Raw genomic sequence first — 12,090 nt, forward strand, 5'->3', positions numbered from 1 at the left:
TCAGAACTGGATGCCCGATCGCTCGGCGACCGTGTGCATGTCCTTGTCGCCGCGGCCCGAGAGGTTGACGAGCAGCACCTTGTCCTTCGGCAGCGTCTGCGCGAGCTTCGCGCCGTACGCCAGCGCGTGACTCGATTCGAGCGCGGGAATGATCCCCTCGATGCGGCAACAGTCGTGGAAGGCTTTGAGCGCTTCATCGTCGGTGATGCCGACATATTCCGCGCGCCCTATGTCCTTTAGCCATGCGTGCTCGGGCCCGACGCCCGGATAGTCGAGACCCGCGGAAATCGAGTGTGTCTCGATGATCTGGCCGTTTTCGTCTTGCAGCAGATAGGTGCGATTACCGTGCAGCACACCAGGACTTCCGCCCATCAGCGAGGCCGCGTGACGACCCGTCTCGATACCGTCACCGGCCGCTTCGACACCGATCAAACGCACGGCTTCGTCTTCGATATACGGATAGAAGATGCCCATCGCATTCGATCCGCCGCCAACACACGCAATAACCGCGTCCGGCTGACGGCCGGTCATCTCGGGCATCTGCACGCGGCACTCGTCGCCAATCACGCGCTGGAAGTCGCGCACCATCATCGGATACGGATGCGGTCCAGCCACCGTGCCGATGATGTAGAACGTGTTTTCGACGTTCGTCACCCAGTCGCGCATGGCTTCGTTCAGCGCATCCTTCAGCGTCTTCGAGCCGGATTCGACGGGAACCACGGTTGCGCCGAGCAGTTTCATCCGATAAACGTTCGCGGCCTGCCGGCGCACGTCTTCCGATCCCATGTAGACCACGCATTCCATGCCGAAACGCGCGGCGATCGTCGCGGTCGCGACACCGTGCTGGCCCGCGCCCGTTTCCGCAATCACGCGCGGCTTGCCCATTTTGCGCGCGAGCAGCGCTTGACCGATCACATTGTTCACCTTGTGGGCGCCGGTGTGGTTCAGGTCTTCGCGCTTGAGATAGAGCTGCGCGCCGCCGAGCATCTGACTCCAACGTTTCGCGTGATAAATCGGCGACGGACGGCCGACGTAATGCTTCAGTTCGTACTCGTATTCAGCGATGAATTCGGGATCTTTGCTCGCGACGTCATAGGCATCGCGCAATTCATCGAGGGCATGGATCAGCGTTTCGGAGACGAACACGCCGCCATATTGGCCGAAATGGCCTCTTTCGTCAGGTAAATTGTACATTGCATCACTCTCGGTGGTCGTGGCGAGCAGGCGCCGCCACGTTCGATTCACCCGGCATCCGCCGCGCGCACTGCGCGCACGAACGCCGCCATTCGGGTGTGATCTTTCACACCCCTGGCGCCCGGTACTTCGATGCCACTGGAGACATCGACTGCGTACGGGCGCACTCGCTGGATTGCGTCAAGGACGTTTTGAGCGTTCAACCCACCACTCAAAACGGCCCGATGCCCGAGATCTGTTGGGATAAGTGACCAATCGAATACCTTTCCACCGCCGCCGTAGCCGTCGACGAGTGCGTCGAGCAAGAGGCCATCGGCTGCCGAATAATTAAGAGATGATTCTATCAAATAGGCCGCAGTCGCATCAGGCCCTACGCGCACGGCGCGCCACCAGGGCAAACCCGCAGTCGCGGCGAGCTGGGCGCACTGATCGGGCGTTTCGTCGCCGTGAAATTGCAACAGCGAAAGCCGCACGTTCGATGTCACTTCGCGAATCCAGTCGGCGCTCGCGTTCACAAACAGCCCGACCGACGATACGAGTGGCGGAATATGCCGGGTGAGTTCCGCGGCCTGCGCGACGCTCACCGATCGCGCGCTTTTGTCGTAGAACACGAATCCGACGGCGTCCGCGCCCAGTTCGACGGCGTGTTTCACGTCGTCGGCTTTCGACAGGCCGCAGAGCTTGATCCGCGTGCGATGGAGGGTCGGGTCAGTCATTTCGAATTGAATCCGAATCTGCCCAAACGGCGCGCCACGGCATGCTGCCGAGGTGCGGCGCGGGCACGGCGAAGTTTTCAGGATAACCGACCTCGGCCAGATACAGGCCGTCGGGCATGAAGGTCGGCGCGGCGGCTTTGCGATCGCGAGCGGCGAGGACGTCGGCCATCCACGAAGGCGGATGCCGGCCGCGACCGATCGCGACGAAGCAGCCCATCAGGTTGCGCACCATGTGATGCAGGAACGCGTTCGCGCGAAAGCGGAAGTGGATGAAATCGCCCTGCTCGCGGATGTCGACCTGATGCATGTGCTTGACCGGCGTTTTGGACTGGCAATCGGCCGCGCGAAACGACGAAAAATCATGCTCGCCGATGAGACACGCGATCGCATCGCGCATCGCCTGGGCGTCGAGCGGCGTGTGGGCCCAGCCGGTGCGGCCGGATAGCATCGGCGAGCGAACCGGGTGCACGTACAGCACGTAGTAATAGGTCCGCTCGAACGCGGCGAAGCGCGCGTGAAAATCGTCGGACATCGGCTTCGCCCATTGCACGGCGACCGTCGGCGGCAGAAACGCGTTCGTGCCGCGCACCCATGAAAAATCGGTGCGGTCGAGGGCGGTATCGAAATGGACGACCTGGCCGAGGCCGTGGACGCCCGTATCCGTCCGCCCCGCGACGATCGTCTGCACACGCGTTTGCGTGAATTCGGCCAGCGCGCGTTCGAGTTCATCCTGCACCGTCTTGCCGTGCGGCTGCGATTGCCAGCCGCAAAACGCCGATCCGTCGTACTGGACACCCAAAGCAATGCGCATGTCAGGAATGCGGCGCGAGCGTCGAGAGGAGCGCGGCGGCTTGCTGGCGCGTCGCGGGATCGTTCGATTCGATTACTTCCTGCAGCAGTGTGCGCGCGCCTGACATATCGCCGAGGTCGATATATTCGGCCGCGAGTTCCAGCTTGTTGCGCGCGATCGCTGCTATTTGCTGGGGCGTGAAGGCGGGCAGCGGGTCGGTGTGGCTCGATTTGGGGTCGAGCTTGAAGTCGAGGCTCATCGGGCCGAATTTCGATGCGCCGAGACCCGCGACGGAGGCTGCGCCGGTGGTGCCGGCTTCGATTTCCGCTGCGGCCGACGAAGGGTCGGTTTGCGTTTGACGTTTCAGGACGCTGGGTTCTGCGACGGGTTGGGGTTTGATAGGGGTCGGATTGATCAAGTCGTCGTGGGCGGCTCGCGACGCGGCTGCCGGTTCTGCCAACGGCTGGGGCGTAACAGGCGATGGTGAAATCGACGAGGATGACAGGTCGCGGCGGGGCGGCAACGTCAGGTCGAGTGAGCCAAGCGCCTCGATCGCCTCGCGGGGGAATTTCGGCTGCGGGAGACGAGCGGCGGGAGTGGGTTCGTCGTCGGGTTCGAGGGGGCTAAGCGCGCGTTGTTGCGCGGCGTGCTCGGCGGCTTCGCGTAGCGCTGCTTCGCGCGCGGCGGTTTCACGTGCCTCACTGGTGCGTCGTTCTGCATCGCGCGCTTCTGCCTCGCGGGCTGTGGCTGCCCGTGCATCGGCTTCGCGCTGTTCCGACTCACGCGCTGCTGCTTCACGCTCGGCCGCGTCACGTTCTGCGGCTTCTCGCCCTGCCGTTTCGCGCGCCTGCGCTTCCCGTTCTGCAGCCTCACGCGCCGCCGCTTCACGTTCTGCTGCCTCATGTTCTGCCGCTGCACGCGCTGCGGCTTCGCGTTCTGCCGTTTCGCGTTCTGCCGTTTCACGCTCTGCTGCTTCACGCTCTGCCGCTTCACGTTCTGCGGCTTCTCGCGCTGCGGCTTCACGTTCCGCCGCTTCACGTTCCGCCGCTTCACGTTCTGCGGCTTCTCGCGCTGCGGCTTCACGTTCCGCCGCCTCACGTTCTGCCGCTGCACGCGCTGCCGCCTCACGTTCTGCTGCTTCTCGCGCTTCCGCTTCACGGGCTGCTGCTTCGCGTTCTGCTGCTTCACGTTCTGCCGCTGCACGCTCCGCAGCTTCGCGCTGCGCTGCCTCACGCGCCGCCGCCTCCCGCTCAGCCGCCTCCCGAGCCAGCGCTTCCTGCTTCTCAATCTCCAGCGCCTGCGCCTCCGCTTCAATCTGAGCGACGGTACGCAACGGCGGCACGAAGTCGCGATGTCGCGCGGCGGGCGCCTCGGGCATGAACGGAGCCGGCCGCGATGCCGTTTCGCGCACTGGCGCGTCCGTCACCCGAACGGGCTTGTCGGCTTGGGCGCTGGCCGGCGTGGCGCGAGGCTCGTCGTCGGTCGGGGTATCGAATGATTGCGGTGCGTCGTAGTCTTCGAGGCTCGCGGCGACCGCGTTCAACTCCGCCTCGTCGCGCTGTATCGATACGCCTTCGAGATTCTCAGCAACTGCAGTCGCTGAAGGCGGCACGGCACTGCGTTCGACGGCCACGGCTTCCGCTTCAGCCTCCCGACGGCGCTTCGATTTGTTCAACAGAAAAAGCACGAGCAGCACCGCAAAAGCGCCGGCGCCGAGATAGATCGCCATCGGATTCCGCGAGGCCGCGGTGGCGGTCACCGGAGCCGACGCTGCCGCGCTGGCCGGCGTGACAGCCGATGCGCTCGGCGCAGCGGCGGTCTCGGACACAGCCGAAGCAGCTGGCGTTTCCGCCGTACCCGAGGCCTGAATCGTCCCGCCAGCGACGTGCGGCTCGCTCGCGCCGCCCGCAGCCGACGCCGACTCCTCGCGCTGCGCATTGAGAGCCGCACCCGTCGTCGCGGGCGCGGGCGACGTTGAGCCAGTGACAGCCGGCGCGGAAGTCTGAGCCGGAGCCGTCTCAACAGCCGCAGCCGCCGCACTCGCTGCTGAAGCTGCTGAAGCCACCGACGCCGCTGAAGCGCCCAAATCCACTGACGGCACATTCAGAACCGCCCCGAGCCTGAGCCGGCTCGGATCGCGCCCCATGAACGCACCTGGATTCGCATCGAATAGCGCGCGCGACATCTTTTCACGCGTCGCGCGATCCGTCGATCCGGTGAGTTCGCCGGAAATATCGTTGAGCGACTGCCCCGGCTTGACCGTGTACTGTGCGCCGCCAGCAGCCGAAGCGCTTGAAGCAGCGGAAGCATCGCTAGCCTGCGCCCGCGCATCGCCGACATTCGCCCCGAAAATGATGACGCACGCGACACCGAACGCGAGCAACACGCCGCGCGATGATCCGCGTGACGAGGGGACGAAGGGCCGACGAAGTCGAAGGGTCATTGAGGCTCCAGGCACGTCGAAGAACGTAAAAAAAGCAAAAAGATCAGCCGCACAAAAACAAAAAGCGCCGCGGAAAACGCGACGCTTTTCGTGACTACGCGCGTCGTTGGCGCGTAGTTTACTTCACTTGTCGAGCAGAATGCGCAACATGCGACGCAACGGCTCGGCCGCGCCCCAGAGCAATTGATCGCCGACCGTGAACGCCGACAGATACTCGCCGCCCATCGCCAACTTGCGCAGACGGCCGACCGGAACCGTCAGCGTGCCCGTCACCACCGCCGGCGACAAATCGCGCATCGACGCTTCGCGCTCGTTCGGTACGACCTTCACCCAGTCGTTGGCCGAAGCGAGAATGCCGTTCACTTCGTCGAGCGGCACGTCGCGGCGCAACTTGATCGTGAGCGCCTGCGAATGGCAGCGCATCGCGCCGATCCGCACGCACAGACCGTCGACCGGCACCGAGCCCGGCTCGCCCATCGCCGGCTTGCCGAGGATCTTGTTGGTTTCGGCGCCGCCCTTCCACTCTTCCTTCGACATCCCATTGCCGAGATCCTTGTCGATCCACGGGATCAGCGAACCGGCGAGCGGCACGCCGAAGTTTTCGGTCGGCATGGCGTCGCTGTTCATCGTGGCGAGTACGCGGCGGTCGATGTCGAGAATCGCCGACGACGGATTCGCCAGTTCTTCCTTCACCGCGCCGTGCAACGCGCCCATCTGGCTGAGCAGTTCGCGCATGTTCTGCGCGCCCGCGCCGGAGGCGGCCTGATAGGTCATGGCCGTCGTCCATTCAACGAGGTTTTCGCGGAACAGGCCGCCGAGCGCCATCAGCATCAGGCTGACCGTGCAGTTCCCGCCGATGAAATTCCGGCCGCCCGCAACCAGCGAATCCTTGATGACGTTCAGATTCACCGGATCGAGGATGATGACCGCGTCGTCCTTCATGCGCAGCGACGATGCCGCGTCGATCCAGTAGCCCTTCCAGCCCGCCGCGCGCAGCTTCGGGTAGACGTCGTTCGTATAGTCGCCGCCTTGGCACGTAATGATGGCGTCGCACTTCTTCAGGTCGTCGATGCTTGTCGCATCTTTCAGCTTTGTCTCGTTTTTAGCGAACGACGGCGCATTGCCGCCCGCATTGCTGGTGCTGAAAAACACCGGTTCGATCAGATCGAAATCGCCTTCCTGTTGCATGCGTTGCATCAGGACGCTGCCGACCATGCCGCGCCAACCAACGAGACCTACGTTCATGACTAACCCTTGAAGTGGACGCTTCCCCGCAACTTTACCCGGCGTGACCGCGCGGGGAAGATGGGCGGACACGACGGACGATCAGCGAATCGTGATCGTTTTGTGGGAGATTTTTGTAATGCGCTTGGACGTGCACGACGTGCCGATGCGCGTAACCGTGGCGAGCCGAATCGCGCGGGCCGTTTCGCCGCGTGAAATCGAGTCCAGAGAGATTTGAGAGATCTTCGCCATAAGAAAACAGTCTACACGATAACCCGCTCTTTTCGCCTCACCAGCGTCGCGATTCACTGAATTTCAAGCGGATCGTGCGGGATAAGCGGCGAAAAGAGAAGTTTTCACGCGATCAGCGCTTTCTCGAAAAAGCGCCAATCGCGTCGCCCTGCGTTAAAGCGCCGCCAGCACCGCGTCGCCCATTTCCTTCGTGCCGACGGTCTTGCCGTCCTGCGTCGCGATGTCGCCGGTGCGGTAACCCTGCTCCAGCACCTTCTTCACCGCGCTTTCGATGCGGTCCGCCTGCTCGGTCTTGCCAAGCGAGTAGCGCAGCATCATCGCGGCCGAGAGGATGGTTGCGAGCGGATTCGCCACGCCCTTGCCCGCGATGTCCGGCGCCGATCCGTGCGACGGCTCGTACAAGCCCTTGTTGTTCTTGTCGAGCGATGCCGACGGCAGCATGCCGATCGAGCCGGTCAGCATGGCGGCTTCGTCGGAGAGGATGTCGCCGAACATGTTGCCGGTGACGACCACGTCGAACGCTTTCGGCGCCTTCACGAGTTGCATCGCGGCGTTGTCGACGTACATGTGCGACAGCTCGACGTCCGCGTATTCCTTCGATACGTCGATCATCACGTCACGCCACAGTTGCGACGTCTCCAGCACGTTCGCCTTGTCGACGCTCGTCAGCTTCTTCTGGCGCTTTTGTGCCGCCTGAAAAGCGACGTGCGCAATGCGGCGCACTTCCGGTTCGGAATAGCGCATCGTGTCGAAGCCTTCCTTCGCGCCCTCGAACAAGCCGTCCGGCGACGAACGCACGCCGCGCGGCTGGCCGAAGTAGATGTCGCCGTTCAACTCGCGGATGATCAGGATGTCGAGCCCGGCAACGATTTCCGCCTTCAGCGACGACGCCGCCGTCAGTTGCGGATAACAGATCGCCGGCCGGAAATTCGCGAAGAGCTGCAGGTGCTTGCGCAGGCCGAGAATCGCCTGCTCGGGACGCAGCGCGCGTTCGAGCGAATCGTATTTCCAGTCGCCGACCGCGCCGAACAGGATCGCGTCGGCTTCCTTCGCGAGCGCGAGCGTGGAATCCGGGAGCGGGTGGCCCTTCGCCTCGTAACCCGCGCCGCCGACGGGCGCCTCTTCGAGCTCGAACTTCTCGCCGAGCGCGTTCAGCACCTTGACGGCTTCCTTCATGATCTCCGGACCGATGCCATCGCCGGGCAGCACTGCAATCTTCATATCGTTTCCCAATCAGTTGAAAGTTATCGGACGCTCAGCGGACGACTTAGCGCACAAGCCGGTTGTTCAGCCACGGCTGCTTTGCGAGGCGCTCCGCTTCGAACTGGCGAATCTTGTCGGCGTGACGCAGCGTGAGGCCGATGTCGTCGAAACCGTTCAGCAGGCAGAACTTGCGGAAACCCGGCACTTCGAACGGAAATTCGGTGCCGTCGCCGGTGCGCACGACCTGCGCTTCGAGGTCGACCGTCAGCGAGTAGCCGACGAACGCGTACGTCTCGTTGAACAGCTTGTCGACCTGTTGCTCCGTCAGCGCGATCGGCAAAAGGCCGTTCTTGAAGCAGTTGTTGTAGAAGATGTCGGCGAAACTCGGCGCGATGATCGCGCGGAAGCCGTATTGGTCAAGCGCCCACGGCGCGTGTTCGCGCGAACTGCCGCAGCCGAAGTTCTTGCGCGTGAGCAGGATCGACGCGCCCTTGTAGCGCTCCTGATTCAGCACGAAGTCCGGGTTCAGCGGACGCTTGCTGTTGTCCTGGCCGGGCTGGCCGACGTCGAGATAACGCCATTCGTCGAACGCGTTCGGGCCGAAACCCGTGCGCTTGATCGATTTCAGGAACTGCTTCGGAATGATCGCGTCCGTATCGACGTTTTCGCGATCCAGCGGCGCCACGAGGCCGCTGTGAACAATGAATTTTTCCATGACGCTTTACCGGTGAATGTTGTGCGCTTCAGTTCAGGCGAGCTTGCGGATATCGACGAAATGCCCTTCGATCGCCGCGGCCGCCGCCATCGCCGGGCTCACGAGATGCGTGCGTCCGCCCGCGCCCTGACGGCCTTCGAAGTTGCGGTTCGACGTCGATGCGCAGCGCTCGCCCGGCTCCAGCCGGTCGGCGTTCATCGCGAGGCACATCGAGCAGCCCGGTTCGCGCCATTCGAAGCCGGCGTCGGTGAAGACCTTGTCGAGCCCTTCGCGCTCGGCCTGCGCCTTCACGAGCCCCGAGCCCGGCACGACCATCGCGAGCCGGATGTTCGGCGCAACGCGGCGTCCGAGCGTCTTCACGACGTAAGCGGCCGCACGCAAATCTTCGATTCGCGCGTTCGTGCACGAGCCGATGAAAATCTTGTCCGGCTTGATCGATTCGATCGGCGTGTTCGGCGTGAGCGCCATGTAATGCAGCGCGCGTTCCAGCGCGTCGCGCTTGACCGGGTCTTTTTCGCGCTCGGGATCGGGCACGCGGCCGTCGATCGACGTCACCATTTCCGGCGACGTGCCCCACGTCACCTGCGGCACGATTTCCGCGGCGTTCAACTCGACCACGCGATCGAACTGCGCGTCCGGGTCCGACTTGAACTGGCGCCAGTATTCGGCCGCCTGCTGGAACTCCGCGCCCTGCGGCGAGTACGGACGGTCCTTCAGGTAGTTGATCGTGGTGTCGTCCACGGCGACCATGCCAGCGCGCGCGCCCGCCTCGATCGCCATGTTGCAGACCGTCATGCGGCCTTCCATCGACAGCGCGCGAATGGTCGAACCGCCGAATTCGATCGCGTAGCCTGTGCCGCCCGCCGTGCCAATCCTGCCGATGATCGCGAGCACGATGTCCTTCGCCGTACAACCGCGCGGCAACTGGCCCTCGACCTTGACCAGCATGTTCTTGCTTTTCTTCTGCAAAAGCGTTTGCGTGGCGAGGACGTGCTCGACTTCCGACGTGCCGATGCCGTGCGCCAGCGCGCCGAACGCGCCGTGCGTGGACGTATGCGAGTCGCCGCAGACGATGGTCATGCCCGGCAGCGTCGCGCCCTGCTCCGGCCCGATGATGTGCACGATGCCCTGGCGCAAATCGTTCATCTTGAACTGCGTGATGCCGAAGGCGTCGCAGTTGGCGTCGAGCGTATCGACCTGGAGCTTCGAGATCGGGTCCGCGATGCCGTGCGAGCGGTCGGTGGTGGGCACGTTGTGATCCGACACCGCCAGATTCGCGCTGATGCGCCACACCGGGCGCTCGGCCAGCTTCAGGCCTTCGAACGCCTGCGGACTCGTCACTTCATGCAGCAGGTGGCGATCGATATAGAGGATGGAAGTGCCGTCTTCCTCGGTGTGGATCACGTGCGAGTTCCACAGTTTGTCGTACAGAGTCTGTGACATGGTGAGCGCTTTCAAAGTGACTGCGGGGATCGTTCTAGGTGTCGGTCGATTATGCCACCAAGAAAGCACGCATGTTTCGGCTTGGAGAGAAAAAACCGATAAAAAACAGGGAGTTGGGTGGTAGTGGCGCTACCTGTATGGGTGATACCCGGATGGTTTTCGACGGCGCGCGAAATGCCTCTCACGCATCCTGCCGAGTCGAAAAGTGTTTCGTTTCACGGGCTTGGACGATGTTGCGCGTGCCGGATATGCGCTTCAGCCGTCCTGCACATCTCTTGCCTGTCAGGATGCAAAAAACCCCGCCGAGGCGGGGTTCCTTGTCTGCGGCAAACCGAAAGCGCTTAACGCTTGTCGATCGCCTTGACTTCGCGCGGCGCCTCGCCGATGAACAGCTGACGCGGACGGCCAATCTTCTGCTCCGGATCAGCGATCATCTCGTTCCACTGCGCGATCCAGCCCACCGTACGCGCCATCGCGAAAATACACGTGAACATCGACGTCGGAATGCCCAGTGCGCGCTGCACGATGCCCGAGTAGAAGTCGACGTTCGGATACAGCTTGCGCGACACGAAGTATTCGTCTTCGAGCGCGATCTTTTCGAGTTCCATCGCGAGCTTGAAGAGCGGATCGTCGTGCAGACCGAGTTCTTCGAGCACTTCATGGCACGTTTCGCGCATCAGCTTCGCACGCGGATCGTAGTTCTTGTACACGCGGTGGCCGAAGCCCATCAGCTTCACGCCCGAATTCTTGTCTTTCACCTGCTTGATGAACTCGGGGATGTTGTCGACCGAGCCGATCTCTTCCAGCATGTTCAGCGCCGCTTCGTTCGCGCCGCCGTGCGCCGGCCCCCACAGACAAGCGATACCGGCCGCGATACACGCGAAGGGATTCGCACCCGACGAACCGGCGAGACGCACAGTGGACGTCGACGCATTTTGCTCGTGGTCCGCGTGCAGGATCAGGATACGGTCGAGGGCGCGCACGAGCACGTCGTTGACCTTGTACTCTTCGCACGGGTTCGCGAACATCATGTGCATGAAGTTCGCGCTGTACGACAGGTCGTTCTTCGGATACACGAACGGCTGGCCGATGCTGAACTTGTACGCCATCGCGACGAGCGTCGGCAGCTTGGCGATCATGCGGATCGCCGAGACTTCCCGGTGACGCGGATCGTTGATATTCAGCGAATCGTGATAGAACGCCGACAACGCGCCGACCGCTGCGACCAGCACCGCCATCGGGTGCGCGTCGCGACGGAAGCCGCGGAAGAAGAAGTGCATCTGCTCGTGCACCATCGTGTGACGCGTGACGGTGTCGACGAACTCGGCTTTTTGCGCCTTGTTCGGCAGTTCACCCTTCAGAAGCAGATAGCACGATTCGAGAAAGTCGGCGTTCACCGCCAGTTGCTCGATCGGATAGCCGCGATAGAGCAGTTCGCCCTTGTCGCCATCGATATAGGTGATGGCGGAATTGCACGCCGCCGTAGACATGAAGCCCGGGTCATACGTGAACTTGCCGGTCTGACCGTACAACTTGCGGATGTCGATTACGTCGGGGCCCATCGTGCCCTTGTAGATCGGCAATTCGACGCTCGGCGAGTTGTCGCTGAACGATAGCGTGGCTTTAACATCTGACGGGGTCATAGCACATCCTCAATCGAAGTATGGATACAGGTTTTCGATAATTTGCACGACGGAGCGGCGCGGCAAAACTACAGTTTCGGGGGTTTTGCGAATTTCCGCTGAAATCAGACGGTGCGCAGCATCCCGAGCACGCGGGTCATGTCCGGCGAAGCCAGTTCGCCTTCTGGCTCCTTGCGCGCGAGCAGCAAGTCCATCAGGTCGTTGTCGCTCAGTTCCAGCAGACGGGTCAAAACGGCCACGTCGGCGTCACTGAGGTCATGCTCATATCGGCTGAAGAAACGCTCGAAGATCAAGTCGTTTTCCAGCAGGCCGCGTCGCGCGCGCCAGCGAAGACGCGCACGACGTAGAGGGTCGGACTGATGCGGAATGTCACCCATGGCAAGAGTCCATCTCAGACAGCCCGCCGCACCATCAATTCCTTGATCTTGCCGATCGCCTTCGTGGGATTGAGCCCCTTCGGGCATACG

The 12,090-nt window shown here is 62.8% G+C and carries 10 protein-coding genes and 1 pseudogene; all 11 read right to left on the reverse strand.

What is annotated here, in order from left to right:
• Positions 1–1,194, reverse strand: a complete 1,194-nt coding sequence (trpB, locus tag AWB65_RS29095) for a tryptophan synthase subunit beta (RefSeq protein WP_087670428.1) — start codon at positions 1,192–1,194, stop codon at positions 1–3.
• A 47-nt stretch (positions 1,195–1,241) separates the two neighbouring features.
• Positions 1,242–1,910 carry a phosphoribosylanthranilate isomerase gene (locus AWB65_RS29100; RefSeq protein WP_087670429.1) on the reverse strand — a complete coding sequence of 223 codons (669 nt, stop codon included), beginning with the start codon at positions 1,908–1,910 and terminating at the stop codon, positions 1,242–1,244.
• The gene (gene truA, locus AWB65_RS29105; RefSeq protein WP_087670430.1) at positions 1,903–2,721 is read right to left on the reverse strand and encodes a tRNA pseudouridine(38-40) synthase TruA; all 819 of its coding nucleotides are present in this window, start codon (positions 2,719–2,721) and stop codon (positions 1,903–1,905) included. Before truA ends, AWB65_RS29100 begins: the two co-directional genes overlap by 8 nt.
• Before the next feature lies 1 nt (position 2,722).
• Positions 2,723–5,143 carry a FimV/HubP family polar landmark protein gene (locus tag AWB65_RS29110; protein ID WP_087670431.1) on the reverse strand — a complete coding sequence of 807 codons (2,421 nt, stop codon included), beginning with the start codon at positions 5,141–5,143 and terminating at the stop codon, positions 2,723–2,725.
• Between the two features lie 123 nt (positions 5,144–5,266).
• The gene (gene asd / locus AWB65_RS29115; RefSeq protein ID WP_087660239.1) at positions 5,267–6,388 is read right to left on the reverse strand and encodes an aspartate-semialdehyde dehydrogenase; all 1,122 of its coding nucleotides are present in this window, start codon (positions 6,386–6,388) and stop codon (positions 5,267–5,269) included.
• Between the two features lie 384 nt (positions 6,389–6,772).
• Positions 6,773–7,840, reverse strand: a complete 1,068-nt coding sequence (gene leuB / locus AWB65_RS29120) for a 3-isopropylmalate dehydrogenase (RefSeq protein WP_087660238.1) — start codon at positions 7,838–7,840, stop codon at positions 6,773–6,775.
• A 46-nt stretch (positions 7,841–7,886) separates the two neighbouring features.
• Positions 7,887–8,537: a 3-isopropylmalate dehydratase small subunit gene (gene leuD / locus AWB65_RS29125; protein WP_087670432.1), complete on the reverse strand. Its 651-nt coding sequence runs from the start codon at positions 8,535–8,537 to the stop codon at positions 7,887–7,889.
• A 33-nt stretch (positions 8,538–8,570) separates the two neighbouring features.
• Positions 8,571–9,980, reverse strand: coding sequence for a 3-isopropylmalate dehydratase large subunit (gene leuC, locus AWB65_RS29130; protein WP_087670433.1), 1,410 nt, complete (start codon positions 9,978–9,980; stop codon positions 8,571–8,573).
• Positions 9,981–10,321: 341 nt separating this feature from the next.
• Positions 10,322–11,623, reverse strand: a complete 1,302-nt coding sequence (gene gltA, locus AWB65_RS29135; protein ID WP_087660235.1) for a citrate synthase — start codon at positions 11,621–11,623, stop codon at positions 10,322–10,324.
• 104 nt (positions 11,624–11,727) lie between these two features.
• Entirely contained in the window at positions 11,728–12,000 is a 273-nt protein-coding gene (locus tag AWB65_RS29140; RefSeq protein ID WP_087670434.1) for an FAD assembly factor SdhE, read from the reverse strand.
• A gap of 14 nt (positions 12,001–12,014) precedes the next feature.
• Positions 12,015–12,090: pseudogene (gene sdhB / locus AWB65_RS29145) on the reverse strand (succinate dehydrogenase iron-sulfur subunit); the annotation flags it as partial.

The organism is Caballeronia humi, from assembly GCF_001544475.1.
In the GTDB taxonomy this organism is placed as follows: domain Bacteria; phylum Pseudomonadota; class Gammaproteobacteria; order Burkholderiales; family Burkholderiaceae; genus Caballeronia; species Caballeronia humi.